This is a genomic window from Amaricoccus tamworthensis, from assembly GCF_049800875.1.
Lineage (GTDB): Bacteria > Pseudomonadota > Alphaproteobacteria > Rhodobacterales > Rhodobacteraceae > Amaricoccus > Amaricoccus tamworthensis.
This window is the reverse complement of the sequence record NZ_JBNAFV010000001.1, coordinates 139,070-156,538: the sequence shown is the minus strand read 5'-3', so window position 1 is coordinate 156,538 and position 17,469 is coordinate 139,070. Positions and strand designations below refer to the sequence as shown.

Genomic DNA, 17,469 nt, shown 5'->3' with positions numbered 1-17,469 from the left:
TTCGCGTGACCCATGTGCCACGACCCCAGGGCGCCTTAAATTGGGGCGGATAATTAACACTGTTTGCGTATTGACCTGAGCGTCCCCCCGTGGCCAACAGTACGCGCACTTCGACCCGCCCGCCATACCCGTAAATCAGGAGTTGTTTTCAGAAGGTGTTTGGTTCTTCCGGATTCATCAACCTGTGGTACTGGGTTTTGACCGTGCTGATCTGGACCGTGGTGACACACCGCACCATCGGTGTGCCCTATGACATGATTTTGCGGGCCAAGCGCTCCCCTGAAGTGAGCAAACAGGTGGATTTCCTCGCCCATGTTCACAGCCGCCGTATCACGGCGCTTCATCGGTCAGCCGGGACGTTGTTTGCACTGTTTGTGGGGTTCATGCTTTCGGGCATGTTCGTGCTCGGCTTCATGTGGCGGGTTGAGGTCGCAACGGCCGCGTTTCTGTTGCTCTTTCCGCTGACTGGGATTGGTTATTCGACCATCCAGACGTCCCTGAGCATTCAGGAGCGCGATTTCAGGGGGGCCACCCTGATCAAAATACTGGCGCGGCGACGGTTCTGGCATCAGGTGGTTGCCGTTGTGTCCATGCTGTTCGCTCTGGTCTTTGCCGCCGCGACGCATTCCTCCTTTCCCGGGTAGGAACCGTTGAGGTTGTGCGCGGCGCGGAGTTGGTTTAACCCGCGCGCATGAATTCTCCACGGCCCCTGAAACCTGGACGTGTCGCCGCGGGCGGCTGTCCCGAAGGATTTGACGCACATTACATGGCGGACCTCGTCGCGCGGGCGGATGGGCCGGTCATTCATGTGGCGCGCGACGATGCCCGCCTGGCCGCGTTTCGGGCCTCGCTGCGGTTTTTTGCGCCGCAACTGCCCGTCTTTGAGTTTCCGGCCTGGGACTGTCTGCCTTACGACCGTATTTCGCCGAACGCCAATATCACGGCCGCCCGCATGTCGACGCTCGCCGCGCTGGCAGATGGTTTTGACAGACCGGCGGTGTTGCTGACCACGATCAATGCCGCGACCCAGCGCGTGCCCGCGCGGGAGGTCCTGCGCGGGTCGAGTTTTGTGGCCGAGGCTAACCGTCAGATCGATACGGATGCCCTGCGCGCCTATCTGGTCCGGATGGGCTATGCCCAGGTCCCCACGGTTGCGGAACCAGGCGAGTTTGCCGTGCGCGGTGGTATTATCGACCTGTTCCCGCCCGGATCGGACTATCCGGTGCGCCTCGATCTGTTTGGTGATGTGCTGGAAAGCGTGCGAAGTTTCGACCCGGAAACCCAGCGCACGCGGGAAACCCTCGGCAGAATCGAACTGGCGCCGGTCTCCGAGGTCGTGCTCGACGACGCTGCGGTGGAGCGATTTCGAACGGAATACCGGTCGCGGTTCGGTGCGGCGGGCAAGGACGATCCGCTATACGAGGCAATCAGTTCCGGCCGGAAACATCAGGGCTATGAGCACTGGTTGCCGTTCTTCCATGAAAATCTGGAAACCCTGCCGGACTACCTTCCGGGTGCTCCGGTCCTTCTCGACGATCAGTTGCCAGCGGCTCACGACGCCAGGTGGGCGGCGCTGACGGATCAGTATCAGGCGCGAATGGAGGCGCTGAACGCGAAATCGCGCCTCGACAGTGTGTACAAGCCGTCGCCGCCGGAACTGCTCTACCTCGACAGTGACGCCTGGCAGGCCGCGATCGCCGATCGTCCGGTCTATGAGCTTTCGCCGTTGCCGAAGCATTCCGGTCCGGGAATGATTGACCTCGGCGCGCGGATCGGCCGGGATTTCGCGCCCGAGCGGCAGCAGGAAAGCATAAGTCTCTTCGGTGCGCTTGCCGATCACGTCAAAGCAAAGCGCAAATCCGGAAACGTGGTCATCGCGAGCTACTCCAAAGGCGCGCGGGAACGTCTGGCCGGTCTTTTGGCGGACAGCGATGTTACGGACGCCAGAAATATCCGCGGATATAATGACATCGAAATGGAGTCCGGCGGGCTCTATCTTTCGGTCTGGTCTCTTGAACACGGGTTCGAGGCGAAGGGGCTGACGGTCATTTCCGAGCAGGATGTGCTGGGTGACCGATTAATTCGCGCCCCGAAACGGCGCAGGCGGGCGGAGAACTTCCTGACCGAGGCGGCGGGCTTGTCGCCGGGCGATCTGATCGTCCATGTGGACCATGGCGTCGGTCGCTACCGTGGGCTGGAAACCGTCACGGCCATGGGTGCACCGCATGAGTGCATTGCGCTGGAATATGCGGGCGGCGACAGACTGTTCCTGCCGGTTGAGAACATTGAGCTTCTGAGCCGCTATGGCCATGAGGAAGGGCTGCTGGACCGGTTGGGTGGCGGCGCGTGGCAGGCGAAGAAAGCCAAACTGCGCCAGCGCATCCGGGACATGGCTGAAAAGCTCATCCGGATTGCTGCTGAGAGGCAGCTGCGCAAGGGGCCAGTGATGGTGCCCGAGGACAACCACTCCTGGGAGGAGTTCTGTTCGCGCTTCCCGTATTCGGAAACCGATGACCAGCTTAATGCCATTGAGGACGTTTTGGAGGATATGGCGTCCGGGCGTCCGATGGACCGGCTGGTCTGCGGCGATGTGGGTTTTGGCAAGACGGAGGTGGCGCTGCGGGCCGCCTACGTGGCGGCGATGTCCGGCTCCCAGGTGGCCGTGATTGCGCCCACGACGCTGCTGGCGCGGCAGCATTTCAAGGGGTTCGCGGAACGGTTCCGCGGGTTGCCGGTTACCGTACGGCAGCTAAGCCGGTTTGTATCCGCCAAAGAGGCTGCGGCGACGCGCAAGGGCTTGGCCGACGGGTCGGTTGATATCGTGGTCGGCACACACGCGCTTCTGGCAAAGACCATTAAATTCCACAACCTTGGCCTGCTTGTCATTGACGAGGAGCAGCATTTCGGCGTGCAGCACAAGGAGCGACTGAAGACGCTGCGCTCGGATGTGCATGTGTTGACCCTGACCGCGACACCGATCCCGAGAACGCTTCAGATGGCGCTGTCCGGGGTCCGAGAGTTGAGCCTGATCGCGACGCCGCCCGTCGACCGTTTGGCGGTGCGGACTTATGTGAGCGAGTTCGACGGGCTGACGGTGCGCGAGGCGCTTCTGCGGGAGCATTACCGCGGCGGACAGTCATTCTATGTTGTGCCGCGTATTTCCGACCTCGCGGGCGTGGAGCAGTTCCTCAAGGAACACGTGCCGGAGGTGAAATACGTGGTCGCCAACGGGCAGATGGCGTCCGGGGAACTCGATGAGCGTATTAATGCGTTCTATGACGGCAAATTCGATGTTCTGCTGGCCACAACGATCATCGAGTCCGGACTGGACATTCCGGCGGCGAACACTCTGATCGTGGAGCGGGCCGACATGTTTGGTTTGGCGCAGCTCTACCAGATCCGTGGACGTGTTGGGCGCAGCAAGATGCGGGCCTATGCGTTCCTGATGACTGAGCCACGTAAAAAGCTGACGGATCAGGCGGACAAACGTCTTCGGGTGATGGGAAGCCTGGACAGTCTTGGCGCGGGTTTCAACCTTGCGAGCCAGGATCTGGACATCCGTGGTGCGGGCAACATTCTCGGCGAGGAGCAGTCGGGACAGGTCCGCGAGGTCGGGTTCGAACTATACCAGGAGATGCTGCACGAGGCGATTGCCAAGCTGCAGGCCGGCGAGATTGAAATGACGGATTCCGATGACTGGTCGCCGCAGATCAATCTGGGCGTACCGGTCCTCATTCCCGATACTTACGTGCCGGATCTCGACGTGCGGCTGGGGCTCTACCGCAGGCTTTCGAACCTTGAGAAGAAGGTCGAGATGGAGGGCTTTGCCGCCGAGTTGATCGACCGGTTTGGCAAGCTGCCGTCAGAGGTCGAAACACTGATGCAGGTGGTCCGGATCAAGGCCATGTGCAAGCGCGCGGGCATTGCCAAACTCGATGGCGGGCCGAAAGGCGCGACGGTTCAGTTTCACAACGACAAATTCGCAAGGCCCGAGGGTCTGGTGAAATTCATGAATGACCAAAAGGGGTTGGCCAAGGTCAAGGACAACAAGATCGTCATCCGGCGTAACTGGAGTGACGAACGCGCCCGGCTTCAGGGGGCTTTTGCAATTGCGCGCGACCTGGCCGTGGAGGCCAAGGGCGGTCGCGAAGCGGTGCAGAAGAAGTCGAAAGCGTCCTGAGTTAGAGTTTTCGCCCCGCCAGGTCAGCTTGCCGCGATGGCGGCGGTCAGTTCGTCGATGAGTTTGGTCCAGGTATCGACCGGCTGCGCGCCGGAGAGCGCGTATTTGCCACCGAGGATAAAGGTGGGGACACCGGTAACGCCCATGTCGCGCGCCGCCAAAGAATCGTTGTGAACCTCATGGGCGTCCGCATCACCATCGAGCAGTTTTCGGATCACGGCACGGTCCATTCCGCAGGAGTCGGCGATATCCGCAAGGGTATCGCTGTCGCCAATGTCGCGACCTTCATGGAAATAGGCGCGGAAGAGGGACATGGCCACGGGGGTCTGCACCCTCTCGGCTGCGGCCCAGTGAATGAGGCGCAATGCGTTGAGCGTGTTGGGCGTGCGTTTGATGCTGCCAAAGTCGATATTGAGTCCGGTATCCTTTGCGGCCTGCTCGATCTGGGAATAGACCCGGACCGCGCCTTCCTGGCCGCCGAACTTGTCAATCAGGTATTTTTTGCGGTCCATGCCCTCAAACGGCATGCCGGGATTGAGCTGGTACGGACGCCAGTTGAGGGCGAACTCGTAATGTGGACGGGCCTCGATTGCCTTCATCAGCCGCGTTACGCCAATATAGCACCAGGGGCAGATGGGGTCGGAAATAATCTCGAGTCGCGTCATGTTGTCCCGTAGTCTTCCTTCAGTTTCCTGCGCAATATCTTTCCGTTGGCCGAACGTGGCAGCGTCGGCAAAACGTGAAATGCTCTCGGACACTTGTAGCGCGCGAGGCGGGCGGCGCACAGGTCTGATATTTCCTTTTCGTTAACGCTTCCGTGTTTCGGGCTGACGAAAGCGGCGATGATGGATTTCCCTGGGCCGATCGTGATCTCGGCAGCTGCTGCTTCCGCGATATTCGGGTGTTGCAGTAGGACCGCCTCGATCTCGGCGGGATTTACGCGAAAGCCGCCCGCGTTCATCAGATCGTCGGCGCGGCCCAAATAGGTGATGGCACCGTCCGCATCCATGCGGGCGCGGTCGCCCGTGAGAAACCACTCTCCGCGGAACGCGTCTTTGGTGTCTTCGGGTCTGCGCCAGTATTCCAGCATGAGGCCGGGATCGCGTGAGGACACGGCGAGCAGTCCATCTTCACCGGTTGGCACGGGGTCGGTACCGGTATCCGCCAGGATCGCGATGCGGCGGCCGGGTTGCGGATAGCCGGCGCGGCCTGGAACCGGGGGCCGGCTGGGTGAGAAGGAGATGTAGGTTGAGACTTCCGACATGCCCAGGGCCTCGTAGATGGGTTTGCCGGTGGCTGCCGACCAGGCCTCCGCGACGGCCGCTGGCATGGCCTCTCCGGCGCTGAGACCGTGTCGGAGGGAGGCGAAGCCGGTTGTGAGATTGCCACCGAGCATTTGGCGGTAGACGCCCGGGACGGCGGCAAAAATGGTAGGGTGGTGATTGCGGGCCAGTTCTGGCCAGATGTGGCGGTCGGGTTTGCCCGTATAGATCAGGGCTGTCGCGCCGATGGCCCAGGGGTCGGTCAGGCCCGCCCCGAGCGTGTAGGTCCAATTGAAAGCGCCTGCGTGCAGGACCCGGTCGGATGGTGTGAGCCCATACCAGCCTTCCCACATCATGCGTCGCGCCCATGCGGCCCGCTGGGCATGGACGACGCCTTTGGGGCTGCCGCCGGAGCCGGACGTGTAGACCATATAGGCCGGGTCGTCGGCTGCCGTGTCGGCGTATGTAGAGGGCGGATTCTTGCGGAGATCGGTGAGTTCAGTGAGTGATATGACGGGAAACGGTATGGTTCCCGGGAAGGAAAGATCCTGGTCGCGGCAGATCAGGGCTGGCTCGAGGTCCGCTGCCAAACCCGTGATTTCGGTCTCCGTCAGTTGTGACGACACCGGTACGGGGATTGCTCCAAGCGTTATGGCGGCAAAGAAAGCTATGGGGAAAGCGGATGAGTTGCCCAGGCGCAGCAGAACGCGGTCACCTTTTACGATTCCCAGTTTCGAAAGGCCCGCGGCGGTGCCGCGAACGGCAGTTTCGATCTCACCGATGGTCCAGGTTTCCGCGACCACACCCGGCGCATTCAGGATCTCCAGAGCAGGTCGGTCGGGGTCGGTTGCTGCGCGGGCGAGCGTGTGGGCCGCCAAGTTGAAACGGGGCGGACAGGGGGCGAAAGGGCCCGTGTCGAAAAGGGATGTTCCTGACATGCAGCCGGTTTAGCCCTGCAACCACGCGGAGAAAAGGCGCGATTGGAGGGTCAGCGGTTTCCGTGCCATTTGGCCTCAAGGGCCTCGATAGCCTGAATGCGGTCGGGCGTGTGCGGGTGGCTCGCGGTCCAGAGGGGCGGGCGACCAGCCATGCCTGTCAGTTTGTCCATCTTTTGCAAAAGGCTGATCTGTGGGGCTGTGCCAAAGCCTGCCTTGCTCATGAGCGCCGCGGCGTAGGCGTCGGCCTCATATTCGTCCTGCCGGGACAGGCGGGCCATCAGGAGACCGGAGAGGAAATTGGCGATCAGAATGCCGACGCCGGGAATGAAACGCCCCAGGATCGAGGCGAGCACGACGCGTACCGCGTTCTGACCGCCAAAGTCGATCATGCGACGGCGGCTGTGGCCCAGGGCCACGTGGCCCAGTTCGTGCGCGATAACGCCGGCCATTTCCTCGGCGGTAATCTCGCCCGCGCGGTAGCGGTTGTAAAAGCCGCGGGTCAGGTAGATCTGGCCGTCCGGGGCGGCCATGCCGTTGACCGGGTCGATTTCGTAGATGTTGACCGGCAGCTGCGCGATGTCGAGTGCTTCGGCCAGCCGGTCGAAGGTGTGGGTCAGGCCGGGATCGACCAAACGGGTGGAGCGCGCGCCCAGTTCGCGGGTCGTGCGCCACACCGAGATGCGGTACATCACAAGGGCCGAAGCGACCGCGATGAGGATCGGGGTCAGCTGCAGCATGGGTTTCGTGTCAGTAGAGCCATTCCCTGTATATGGGGTGCGTGTGGCTCATGTCATCATAGAGCCACACCATACGGTCCAAAAACCAGAATTTGGCGAGCATGCAGAGGCTGAGCCCAAACATGGTCGGCCAGAAAAACTGGAGCCAGAGGCCGACACCCCAAAGTGGCAGACCGGCCGCGGCAATTCCCAGGATAACCGGGATGGCGCGGGAATAATGCTGCGGTACAGGGACCTTGCCGCGGTTGAGCCAGATCCGTTCGCCCATCACGGCGCGGGACATCCAGTTGTCGGTGGTCTTGGGCTTTGGGAATGCCCGTGGGTTGACCCAGGTCCAGATGACGAGCGCGCCAAACAGGACCCATGTCGCGTCGCCGAGGACGTCACGGTAGAAAAAAACGAGGCTGACCAGTGGCAGGATCAGCGCACGGGTCCAGCCGCTGAGCGGGTTGGTGTGCTTTTCCCAGGTTTCGGTGCTCATCCCCTGGATGCGGGCCATGGCGGCGAGGATTGGGCTCATCTGGCCAGTTCCTTTATGCCGGACTCAAGACCGGTCAGGGTCAGAGGATACATCCGTCCCTCGAAAATCCGGCTGATCATGTCGATGGACTGCGTCCAGCCCCAGCTGTTTTCGGGAAGCGGATTGATCCAGATCGAGGCGGGCCATGTGTCGCGAAGGCGGCGCAGCCAGGTTTCGCCGGATTCCGGGTTCCAGTGCTCGTTAGCGCCGCCGGGGTAGGCGATTTCGTATGGCGACATCGAAGCGTCCCCCACCATGATGACGCGGTAGTCACCGCCATAGGTGCGCATGATTTCCTCGGTGGGGATCTGCTCGTTCCAGCGACGGCGGTTGTCTTTCCAGACCCCCTCATAGAGGCAGTTGTGAAAGTAGAAATACTCAAGCTGGCTGAATTCGGTGCGGGCGGCGGAGAAGAGTTCCTCAACCACGCGCACATGTGGGTCCATCGAGCCACCCACGTCGAAGAACAGCAGGACCTTAACCGCGTTGCGGCGTTCGGGGCGAGTGATCACGTCGAGCCAGCCCTGTTCGGCGGTGTGGCGAATGGTGGCCTTCAGGTCCAGTTCGTCAGCCGCGCCATCCCTGGCCCAGCGGCGCAGCCGGCGCAGGGCGACCTTTATGTTTCGTGTGCCGATTTCGACGCTGTCGTCGAGATTACGAAACTCCCGTTTGTCCCAGACCTTCACGGCGCGGCGGTGGCGGGATTCCTTCTGGCCAATGCGCACGCCCTCCGGGTTGTAACCGTAGGCACCGAAGGGCGATGTCCCGGCGGTGCCGATCCATTTGTTGCCGCCCTGGTGGCGTCCCTCCTGTTCGGCGAGGCGTTCGGCCAGGGTCTCCATGAGTTTTTCGAAACCACCCAGGGCTTCAATCTCGGCGCGTTCCTCGGGAGTGAGATGCTTTTCCGCGAGTTTTCTCAGCCATTCCTCAGGGATTTCCACCGGCACCGGGCCGTTCCCGTCGTCGGTATCGTCAAACAGGCCTTTAAAGACGTGGGAGAAAACCCGGTCGAACCGGTCGAGAAACTTCTCGTTCTTCACCATGGTCACGCGGGCAAGGTAGTAGAATCCTTCAGGATCATGGATGACCAGGTTGCGGTCCAGCGCCTCCAGAAAGGTCAGGTATTCGCGCAGGGATACGGGTATCCCGGCCGACCGCATACCATCGAAGAAGCGCATGAACATTTTGGCTCAGCCGGTGGTCAGGTTCAGGTAGAGGGTGCCGATCACAAGGGTCGCGAGTACGAAGGCTATGCCGAAGCCCGTCGCGTACTGAAGTTTGTCGAGCCGGTCCCCGCCGCGTTGGTTGGCATATCGCCATCCGAGCAAGGCACCCAATATTGCGGCAGCAAGAACTAACACCTGAACCTCATCCGTTTTCGGCCGACAGGAACGCGGTCAGCGCGGCCTGTTCCCTCGCGAGCGCACCGTCATTGTCGCCAAACCCGTACCTTGCCCAGCGCAGACTGTCGAGACGGGTCTCCTGTGCCTCGGTTGTGTTTCCCTGCAAAAGAAGGGCCTCGGCCTTGATGGAGAGCAGGCCCGCGACCAAAATCGCGTTCTGCTGCTCGAGGGCCGTCGGGATGTGGCGGTCCGCAAGTTTTATGGCGAGGTCGTATTGTTCGTTGCCGAGGGCCAGGGCGGCCACATGCACGGCCGCCTGTGCGGTGCGGATGTTATCGAGGCCGAACTGGCTTTTGAAGAGAACGTAGGCGTCGGAGAAATCCCGTGCGGCTTCGGTCAGGTCGACACGGAGCCCCAGCCGACCGGAGGTGAGTTTAGAGACGCCAAGGCGGTGGTCGACCGGGTTCATGTTGGCGGCGATGTTGACCGCCCGCGCGGCGCCGGTGCGGCGCTCAGAACGTGTCGCGGTCTGGGAAAGGGCGCTTTCGATCTGGTCGGCCCATTCGTTGGATTCGGGGGCGCGGCGCTTGCGCGCGACGTTCCGGCCTTTCGGATTGATGCGGTTCAGGATCGGGCCAAGCTGTGCCGCGACCTGTTGCTTTGTCATGCCGCTTTGGAGCTCGGGCTGGTAGAGCGCACGCAGGATCAGCATGTCGAACGGGGTGGGCGCTCCATAGAAATTGTCGTCATTCCAGATGGAATCCGGCAGACGGTAGAGGTCATTGGCCGGGCCGAGAGCCTGGGTGATCTCCTCGTTGATGCAGTCGCGCACGTCCTGGGGGGTGGTGTCGAGCGGAAGGAAGACCACTGCGCTTTCGAGTGTTTCCTGTTCAGACCAGCGCATGACCGAACCTGACTTACTCCGTCGGAACTGTCGCCAGGTGATGTCGCCGGGCAGAATAAAGCAGGCGGCATCCGGGAAAAAGCGGTTGATCTGTCCCGTCGGGACGGCCTCAATGAAAATCTGTGCCTCGTCCGGGTCGTTGGTCTCGGCTATGTCGAGTTCCGCTTCCTGCCTCAGACGGGAAATCAGGGCCTCCACATCGGGCCGGTAGGCGGCAAGCCCGGTACCCCGAAGGTAGATGCGAATCGGCTTTTCGTAGCGGAGAAGGGCGTCCAGTTCCACGCCGCTTTCGAGACCGAAAGTAAGTTCCAGAAAATCCTCGGCCAGATCGCGATTGGAGCGCGCCACGCCCTGCGGCTTTGCGCCGTTGGCAAAGCGGACGCTGGAAATCTGGGTGCTCAGGTTCGGCCCTGTACAGGCGGCAAGGGCGAGCAGGCCAACGAGTGCAACCAGTGGTTTCAGCATGTCTCACAGCCCCCTGTTGGCAACCCCAAGCGGGTTAAACCACGGATACAGCGGGCACGTAAATATTTGGTGCGGACCGAAATCAGCCCCGCAGGCGCTTCGCGTTGGACCGGGTGGCGGCGCGCAGCGGGCCGATGGCTGCCGTTGCGATTTCCACGGGCGAACTGCCCTTGACGGCCGCCATGGCGGCTTTTTCGCTGGCCAGCGCCATTGAACTGCCCTTTTCCATGACCATCTGCATTGCCTCGGATGCGGACATCGTGCCCTGGCTCATGCGCATAACGCGGTGTGCGATCACTTCCGCAGCGGCCATGTTCATCTGTGTGTAGTGCAGTCCGAGACGCATCCAGGAATTGGTCGCCTCCATCGCCTTGAAGTAGTCCATGCGTTAGCACTCCGATCTTTTGCTGCACCGCACAATAATGATGTGATGTAAACTTGTCACGTTGAAAATGGTTCCCGCGCATCAGGATCTTTTTCCGCGTGCCATAAATGCGAGACGTTCAAAAAGATGCACGTCCTGTTCATTTTTGAGAAGCGCGCCATGCAGCCGGGGCAGGGCGCCTGTCGGGTCCGACCTGAGGTCCTCGGGGGCGAGATCCTCCGCCACCAGCAGTTTGATCCAGTCGAGCGCCTCCGAGGTGGAGGGTTTCTTTTTAAGGCCCGGTGTCTCGCGGATCTCGAAGAAACTGGTGAGCGCGGCATTGACGAGACGGGGTTTGAGGCCTGGGAAATGTACCTCGACGATTTTCGCGAGGGTCTCAGGTTCGGGAAAGCGGATGTAGTGGAAGAAACAGCGGCGCAGAAAGGCGTCGGGCAACTCCTTTTCGTTGTTGGATGTGATGATCACGATGGGGCGGTTTTCGGCGCGGATGGTCTCGTCGGTCTCGTGGACGTGGAACTCCATCCGGTCGAGTTCCTGGAGCAGGTCGTTGGGAAACTCGATATCGGCCTTGTCGATCTCGTCGATCAGCAGGACGGTTTTGCCCTCGGACGTGAACGCCCGCCAGACCGGTCCCTTTCGGATGTAGTTGCGCACGTCCGCGACTTTCGGATCACCCAACTGGCTGTCGCGCAGACGGCTGACGGCGTCGTACTCATAGAGACCCTGAACGGCGCGGGTGGTGGATTTGATGTTCCATTCGAGGATGGGCAGGTCGAGGGCCCCGGCGATCTGGCGGGCCAGTTCGGTCTTGCCCGTTCCGGGCTCGCCCTTCACCAAAAGGGGGCGTTCCAGGGCAATTGCCGCGTTGACCGCCACCTTGAGGTCGTCAGAGGCCACATAGCCCGCACTGCCATCGAATTTCATGCCGTCTCCCGGTGTCTCTGCGATTCAGACGGCACACAGTACCTGGACGGGAAAGTTAAGCAAGTTGCATCAAGTTGTTGGTGACAAGTGCCACGAATCCTTATATTCACCGCAGCAATTCAGCCATTGGGGAGACGGCGGATTTTTAACCTCCGATTCACCGATTGCCGGGTACCAAGTAATTCGAGGTAGACTGAATGAACGTGGAACTGAAGGTAGAAGTGGACTACACACCATCAGAAGATGAGCCCTTCATGAACCCTCGCCAACAGGAGTATTTTCGTCAAAAGCTTCTGGCCTGGAAGGCTTCAATTGTGGATGCCAACAAAGGCACCATCACAGACATGCAGGACGGCACCCGGAACATTCCCGACGTTGCGGACCGTGCCAGCGAGGAAACGGACCGGGCTCTTGAGCTTCGTACCCGTGACCGTCAGCGCAAGGTCGTATCGAAGATTGACGCGGCTCTGCGGCGCCTGGACGAGGGCAGCTACGGGTACTGTGAGGATACCGGGGAACCCATCTCGCTCAAGCGTCTGGATGCGCGTCCCATCGCGACCCTGAGCCTCGAGGCTCAGGAGCGTCACGAGCGTAAGGAACGGGTTCACCGCGACGACTGATCTCCTGAGAGGATCTGCAGAACACAAATGGCGCTGGCCTCTCTCGGCCGGTGCCTTTTTTTGTGCTGATTGCATTAACAGAGTTCTGTGTATTTCGGCGGCATTGACGCTGTTTAATTGGTCAAACCGGTCGTTTGCGACTGTTTTGTAACCCGGTACGGCACGTGACGCGTGACTTGTAAGTCCGCCGGTTCACACTTTTCCCTGCAGAAAAACGGACAGGGAAAACTACCAGATGAACGAATTGGGAAAACACGCCACCGCGGTTGGTAAATGCGTGACCGCGCTGGCGGGGACGGTGTCACTGATGGCGGGTGCGGCGACGGCTCAGGAGGCCTGTGAGACCGCTCCTGATACGCCGGTACACCATTACATTCCGGCAAACGCGGATACGGTTCACTGGGGATACTTTTCCAAGGACCGTGAGCCGCAGGTTTACGCGCATTCCGGTGACTATGTGACCCTGGAGACTCTGACCCACCATGCGAATGACGATGCCGCGCGAATGGTGCAGGGCGATCCGGGAGCGGAAAGCGTGTTTGCCTGGGATGCCGAGTCGAAGGGCGTGGACCGCCGAGGTGCCGGGCCAATGGATGCATCGATCCACGGCCGCGGGGCCGGCGAGGGCTTTGGCGTGCATATCCTGACCGGGCCCGTCTACGTTTGTGGGGCTGAGCCTGGTGACGTACTAGAGGTTCGCATTTTGGACATGGACCCGAGGCCGTCGGGTAACCCGGAATATGCGGGCAAGACCTTTGGCTCAAATGCCGCTGCCTGGTGGGGTTTTCATTACAACGATCAGGTTGAGGAACCGAAAGGGCGCGAGGTTATAACGATTTATGAGATCGATCCGAGTGGCGAGCGTAACTGGGCAAGTGCCGTACACAAGTATCAGTGGACGCCGCAGACCGACCCCTATGGTGTGGTTCACGAGATGATTGATTACCCTGGGGTTCCGGTGGATTCGGCCAGTGTTGAGCCAAGGCCGGCACTGCCCGGCGTGCGTATTCCGATCCGGATGCATTTTGGCACGATGGGTCTGGCGCCGCTGGAGGCGGATTACGTGGACTCGGTGCCGCCTTCGTATTTCGGTGGGAACATCGACAACTGGCGGATTGGGAAGGGTGGTACGATGTATTATCCGGTCGCGGTTCCTGGTGCCCTGCTGAGTGCAGGCGATCCTCACGCGGCACAGGGGGACTCGGAACTGGCAGGTACAGCGATCGAGACGTCACTGACCGGTCTGGTTCAGGTCATACTGCACAAAGCCGAGGATCACGAGGGAACGATTGTCGAGGGTCTCGACTATCCGCTGCTGGAAACGGACAGCGAGTGGGTGGTTCACGGGTTCAGCTATGCCAATTACCTGTCGGAACTCGGTGAGAGCGCCCAGAGTGACATTTACGGGAAATCCTCGATCGACAATGCCATGCGCGATGCGTTCCGCAAGATGCGCAGTTTCCTGATGACGGTTAAGGGCCTGGATGAGGATGAGGCGGTGTCGCTGATGTCCGTCGCTGCGGATTTCGGGGTAACGCAGGTGGTGGACGGCAACTGGGGCGTTCACGGGGTGATCGACAAGGCAATTTTCCCGGCGGCAAACTGACCGTACACCAGCCGTTTAAGGCTCAACTTGTCGATGGCGGCGTGCAGTTTAGCGGCACGTTGCTGATCCCCGTCATGTGCTGAATGCTGGGGTTCGTCCCCGGCTCAGCCATAGGCTCTATGATGATTTCTCCCTGTTCCGTCATGGCGTGGCGGAAACAGGAGGTTCCGATCACTTCCCAGTGAAAACAATACCACGGCTCCTGATATTCCCAGGTTCCCTCAACGCACTCTCCCGAGCGTAATTCCAGAGACACACGGTTCGTGCCCTCGTGATAATGCTCCAGCGCCCAGAATTCCCCGTTCAACCGATAGGTCAGGGTTCGTCCTGCCGCCATCGCCAGCCATTCAGCAGGCGGAATGTCCACGCCCTGTCCCGTTGACTGGGCCGCGAGCGGCGTGGTCATAACGGTCAGAATGATGGCGAAAAGGTAACGGGTTTTCATGGGCGGCGTCCGGATGTTTGGCATTACCGTGACCTTAGCTACCGAAAAGGGTTGCGGCCAGATGTCATGTCGCACGCTCCCGTGAGGACCTGTGAAAGCGCTGGAAATCTTCGGATTTTGTTAGTTTATGGCAGCGAGACTGTTGCGCAGAACGCGTTCGGAGACGGTGAAATCCGTGAAATCATATTCGCTTGGCGTCCTTGCGGGGGCGGTTTTTTTATCGCTTGTGCAAGGGGTTGCGCCCGTAAGGGCCGAGATTTCGGGCAGTATCGATATCTCGGATGGTGATACGTTTGACATCGGAATGGTGCGCATCCGGCTTCACGGCATTGACGCGCCTGAGGTTGGGCAGAGCTGTGAAACCCCTGCGGGCGAAACCTGGCCCTGTGGCGCGCGCGCGGCGGAGCGGCTGGCCGATCTGACCCGTGGGCGCGACGTGTCCTGTAAGGGGCAAAGCCGCGACGCCTATGGCCGCGTCATTGCCATCTGCGTTGTGGATGGGATCGATATTGGTGAGATTCTTGTGCGTGAGGGTCTGGCATGGGCCTATCTGGAATACAGTGCCGACTACATTGACCAGGAGGCGCGGGCGCGCTCCGACGGGCAGGGTATCTGGCAGGCCGAGACGCAGGCGGCGTGGGATTTCCGCGCTGATAAATGGCAGCGGGCAGCGGCGGTTGCACCACGCGAAAACTGCCCGATCAAGGGTAATATCAGTTCAAAGGGTGACCGGATTTACCATACGCCCTGGTCCAAATACTACAGTCGAACCCGGATCAACACCGAGGCCGGGGAGATGTGGTTCTGTGATGAAAACGAGGCCCGCGAGGCCGGTTGGCGGCCGGTCGGAGACAGGTGATTTCTCGCGATCTGCGGTGCCGTTCATCGACATTTGTATTAAAAATCCTAACCTGAAATTAATCTTTCTGCCGCAATTTCCCTGGCGGGTGAAATTGGGGAGTATACGGGGTGACAGGTTCCCTCAGAGTTTGGATCACTGCCGGGTGTCTTGGCATCGTGTGCCTTGGGCTTGCGGGTGTGTCCGGCTATTTCGGCCTCAATGTTGCGCTCAGGCGCGAAGCGGACGCCATCGGTCTGGGCTGGGCCCGACACATTGAATACCAGTTGCCCAAAGTCGCCGGTGTGGTATCTGAGGACGGATCCTTTGAACCCGGCAGCCTTCCCGACCCCGATGGATTTCGCGAACTGCTCACGGATGTGTTTGCTGTCGGGAGCATTTACCAGTTTGATTACATCAACCGAGATTGTCTCTGTCACCTGACGCTGACCTCCTCGGCGGGAATTGACGTTTCACATGGTCATACGGTCGGTGATCCAGCAGATTTGTTCGGCGAACACAGTCATGACCACGGCTTCACCCGTGCTGGACATGAGATGGTCACAGCGGTGGGTGGCCTTCCCATGGGAGCCCTGAAGCACGTTTTACACAGTGAGGTGGTGCACGAAAACCCTGGCTCAAACCCCAGTGACGCATATCGTCATCCGGTAGACCGAAAACTTGTGCGCGACATTGTCGCCAATGGCGGCGGTCTGACGCGAATTCTGAGGGGCTCGGAACCTGATCAGCCCAGCACGTTCGCCGAGGTCTATCACCCGGTTTTCCGGGATGGGGATGTCGCGTACCTGCTGCGTGTGCTCGTGAATGTTGAGGCCCAAGCCGCCCGCTACGCAAAATTTCTGGCCGGTGCGGGCGGGGCGAGCCTTGCTTTTTTGCTCGTTGCGGTTGGCTATCCGACCCGTCGCTACGTTCAGACCGCGCGGCAGCATAGTGAGCTTGATCAACAGGCGCGTTTCCTGGCCAACCATGACGTGCTGACGCAGTTGTTCAATCGAAACAACTTCACCGAAACCGTGCACGACATCCTCTGGAGATGTCTGGAGCGAAAAAAATCAGCACTTCTGTTCGTCTTCGATCTCAATGATTTCAAGGAGGTCAATGACTATTACGGACATCAGATCGGCGATGAACTGCTGTGCGCGTTTGCCGAACTGTTGCGGAACCGGGTGCCGGAGAATGCCTACGTGGCGCGGCTTGGCGGTGATGAGTTTGTGGTTGTCATTCCGGATATTGACGAGGCCAATCCGGACCATCGTGAGTATCTCACCATGCCCCAGGCACTCCGGATGCAGGTTTGTGACGGGCGGCAGACGGTGAAAGCGGGTATTGCGGGCGGTGTGGCCGTGTATCCGCGTGACGCCGGTGATCTGTCTGAACTGATCCAGAATGCGGACCTGGCGTTATATGCGGCCAAACCAAACCGGGCGGGTGAGGTGCGGGCTTACGACGCGCGCATGAAGTCGGACCTGCATGACCGGCTGGACCTTCGCACCGAATTTCGCAAGGCGCTCGACGACGGGCGTATCGAGCCGTGGTATCAGCCAATCGTGGATTTCCAGACCGGCGTCACGGTTGGATTTGAGGCGTTGGCGCGTTGGCGTGATCCGGAGCGGGGGCTTCTCACGCCCGCGGCATTCAGGAGCGTATTTGAGGATCCCGAACTCTGTGGCCGTCTGGGGCAGGTCATGTTTGAGCGTGTGACCAGTGACATGGCCGCGTGGCAGGAGGCCGGTGTTCCTTTTGGTACCGTCAGCATGAATGTGGTGGACGGTGATCTCAAGCGGCCAGGTTTTGTTTCTGACATTCTCGCCGGGTTGCGAGACCGTGGCATTGCTCCGGAGCGTTTTGTGATTGAGGTCACGGAGAACTGCCTCTTTGGCGCGAACAAGACGAAATTTGTCGGACGGCTGACGGAGTTGCGCGATGCCGGTTGCATGATTGCGCTTGATGACTTCGGTACCGGATATTCCTCAATCACGCAACTCAAGGAACTGCCCATCAATGTCATCAAGATCGACCGGTCGTTCATTCGCAACATTCTCGACAGTTCGGACGATCAGGTAATTGTTGCGGCCCTGAGGGAAATCGCAAAATCTATGAAACTCCGCATAGTGCTTGAGGGCATTGAGACGAAGGCGCAGGAGGAACTTCTGCAGAAAATGGATTTCGAACTGGGGCAGGGCTTTCTGTTCAGCCGCCCGGTCGCGGCCTGTGATGTGCCCGGCATGTTTGTCGATGGCGCAGTCGGCCGTCGGTCCGGATCGCTTCACTGAGGTTGTAC

At 60.2% G+C, this 17,469-nt stretch carries 16 protein-coding genes; 6 read left to right on the top strand and 10 right to left on the bottom strand.

All coding sequences use genetic code 11. The annotated features are described in order from the left end of the window. Window positions 1–155 precede the first annotated feature (155 nt). Window positions 156–644: a hypothetical protein gene (locus ACP15P_RS00785; protein WP_424926584.1), complete on the top strand. Its 489-nt coding sequence runs from the start codon at window positions 156–158 to the stop codon at window positions 642–644. Between the two features lie 47 nt (window positions 645–691). Next, window positions 692–4,180: a transcription-repair coupling factor gene (mfd, locus tag ACP15P_RS00780; protein WP_424926583.1), complete on the top strand. Its 3,489-nt coding sequence runs from the start codon at window positions 692–694 to the stop codon at window positions 4,178–4,180. Between the two features lie 23 nt (window positions 4,181–4,203). Here mfd and ACP15P_RS00775 read toward each other — a convergent pair whose 3' ends face one another. The 9 genes from ACP15P_RS00775 to ACP15P_RS00735 form a co-directional block, all read right to left on the bottom strand. Further along, window positions 4,204–4,845: a DsbA family oxidoreductase gene (locus ACP15P_RS00775; RefSeq protein ID WP_424926582.1), complete on the bottom strand. Its 642-nt coding sequence runs from the start codon at window positions 4,843–4,845 to the stop codon at window positions 4,204–4,206. Then, window positions 4,842–6,380: a class I adenylate-forming enzyme family protein gene (locus ACP15P_RS00770; RefSeq protein ID WP_424926581.1), complete on the bottom strand. Its 1,539-nt coding sequence runs from the start codon at window positions 6,378–6,380 to the stop codon at window positions 4,842–4,844. The genes ACP15P_RS00775 and ACP15P_RS00770 overlap by 4 nt, the downstream gene beginning before the upstream one ends. Window positions 6,381–6,430: 50 nt before the next feature. Continuing rightward, window positions 6,431–7,117, bottom strand: a complete 687-nt coding sequence (locus ACP15P_RS00765) for a M48 family metalloprotease (RefSeq protein WP_424926580.1) — start codon at window positions 7,115–7,117, stop codon at window positions 6,431–6,433. A gap of 10 nt (window positions 7,118–7,127) precedes the next feature. Continuing rightward, window positions 7,128–7,637, bottom strand: coding sequence for a DUF6653 family protein (locus ACP15P_RS00760; protein ID WP_424926579.1), 510 nt, complete (start codon window positions 7,635–7,637; stop codon window positions 7,128–7,130). Further along, window positions 7,634–8,821, bottom strand: a complete 1,188-nt coding sequence (locus ACP15P_RS00755) for a vWA domain-containing protein (protein ID WP_424926578.1) — start codon at window positions 8,819–8,821, stop codon at window positions 7,634–7,636. The genes ACP15P_RS00760 and ACP15P_RS00755 overlap by 4 nt, the downstream gene beginning before the upstream one ends. 6 nt (window positions 8,822–8,827) lie before the next feature. After that, window positions 8,828–8,998, bottom strand: coding sequence for a hypothetical protein (locus ACP15P_RS00750; protein ID WP_424926577.1), 171 nt, complete (start codon window positions 8,996–8,998; stop codon window positions 8,828–8,830). 7 nt (window positions 8,999–9,005) lie between these two features. Beyond that, window positions 9,006–10,349 carry a DUF2927 domain-containing protein gene (locus ACP15P_RS00745; protein ID WP_424926576.1) on the bottom strand — a complete coding sequence of 448 codons (1,344 nt, stop codon included), beginning with the start codon at window positions 10,347–10,349 and terminating at the stop codon, window positions 9,006–9,008. Window positions 10,350–10,431: 82 nt separating this feature from the next. Continuing rightward, window positions 10,432–10,734, bottom strand: a complete 303-nt coding sequence (locus ACP15P_RS00740; protein WP_424926575.1) for a hypothetical protein — start codon at window positions 10,732–10,734, stop codon at window positions 10,432–10,434. Between the two features lie 81 nt (window positions 10,735–10,815). Next, window positions 10,816–11,658: an AAA family ATPase gene (locus tag ACP15P_RS00735; protein WP_424926574.1), complete on the bottom strand. Its 843-nt coding sequence runs from the start codon at window positions 11,656–11,658 to the stop codon at window positions 10,816–10,818. Window positions 11,659–11,855: 197 nt separating this feature from the next. On the opposite strand from ACP15P_RS00735, the gene dksA reads away from it, so the two are divergent. Together dksA and ACP15P_RS00725 are read left to right on the top strand one after the other, a co-directional pair. Further along, the gene (dksA, locus tag ACP15P_RS00730; protein WP_424926573.1) at window positions 11,856–12,278 is read left to right on the top strand and encodes an RNA polymerase-binding protein DksA; all 423 of its coding nucleotides are present in this window, start codon (window positions 11,856–11,858) and stop codon (window positions 12,276–12,278) included. Between the two features lie 235 nt (window positions 12,279–12,513). Continuing rightward, entirely contained in the window at window positions 12,514–13,884 is a 1,371-nt protein-coding gene (locus tag ACP15P_RS00725; protein ID WP_424926572.1) for an acetamidase/formamidase family protein, read from the top strand. 22 nt (window positions 13,885–13,906) lie between these two features. On the opposite strand, the gene ACP15P_RS00720 is transcribed toward ACP15P_RS00725, so the two are convergent. Further along, entirely contained in the window at window positions 13,907–14,329 is a 423-nt protein-coding gene (locus ACP15P_RS00720) for a hypothetical protein (protein ID WP_424926571.1), read from the bottom strand. A gap of 175 nt (window positions 14,330–14,504) precedes the next feature. On the opposite strand from ACP15P_RS00720, the gene ACP15P_RS00715 reads away from it, so the two are divergent. Further along, the gene (locus ACP15P_RS00715; protein ID WP_424926570.1) at window positions 14,505–15,188 is read left to right on the top strand and encodes a thermonuclease family protein; all 684 of its coding nucleotides are present in this window, start codon (window positions 14,505–14,507) and stop codon (window positions 15,186–15,188) included. A gap of 110 nt (window positions 15,189–15,298) precedes the next feature. Then, window positions 15,299–17,461, top strand: a complete 2,163-nt coding sequence (locus ACP15P_RS00710; RefSeq protein ID WP_424926569.1) for a putative bifunctional diguanylate cyclase/phosphodiesterase — start codon at window positions 15,299–15,301, stop codon at window positions 17,459–17,461. The last annotated feature ends 8 nt before the right edge of the window (window positions 17,462–17,469 follow it).

Excerpts from the sequence above, each read along its gene's own strand:
- ACP15P_RS00765 (WP_424926580.1), bottom strand. The coding sequence starts at position 7,117 with ATGCTGCAGCTGACCCCGATCCTCATCGCGGTCGCTTCGGCCCTTGTG.
- ACP15P_RS00760 (WP_424926579.1), bottom strand. The coding sequence starts at position 7,637 with ATGAGCCCAATCCTCGCCGCCATGGCCCGCATCCAGGGGATGAGCACC.
- ACP15P_RS00770 (WP_424926581.1), bottom strand. The coding sequence starts at position 6,380 with ATGTCAGGAACATCCCTTTTCGACACGGGCCCTTTCGCCCCCTGTCCG.
- ACP15P_RS00720 (WP_424926571.1), bottom strand. The coding sequence starts at position 14,329 with ATGAAAACCCGTTACCTTTTCGCCATCATTCTGACCGTTATGACCACG.
- mfd (WP_424926583.1), top strand. The coding sequence starts at position 692 with ATGAATTCTCCACGGCCCCTGAAACCTGGACGTGTCGCCGCGGGCGGC.
- ACP15P_RS00725 (WP_424926572.1), top strand. The coding sequence starts at position 12,514 with ATGAACGAATTGGGAAAACACGCCACCGCGGTTGGTAAATGCGTGACC.
- ACP15P_RS00775 (WP_424926582.1), bottom strand. The coding sequence starts at position 4,845 with ATGACGCGACTCGAGATTATTTCCGACCCCATCTGCCCCTGGTGCTAT.
- ACP15P_RS00735 (WP_424926574.1), bottom strand. The coding sequence starts at position 11,658 with ATGAAATTCGATGGCAGTGCGGGCTATGTGGCCTCTGACGACCTCAAG.
- dksA (WP_424926573.1), top strand. The coding sequence starts at position 11,856 with ATGAACGTGGAACTGAAGGTAGAAGTGGACTACACACCATCAGAAGAT.
- ACP15P_RS00745 (WP_424926576.1), bottom strand. The coding sequence starts at position 10,349 with ATGCTGAAACCACTGGTTGCACTCGTTGGCCTGCTCGCCCTTGCCGCC.
- ACP15P_RS00755 (WP_424926578.1), bottom strand. The coding sequence starts at position 8,821 with ATGTTCATGCGCTTCTTCGATGGTATGCGGTCGGCCGGGATACCCGTA.
- ACP15P_RS00740 (WP_424926575.1), bottom strand. The coding sequence starts at position 10,734 with ATGGACTACTTCAAGGCGATGGAGGCGACCAATTCCTGGATGCGTCTC.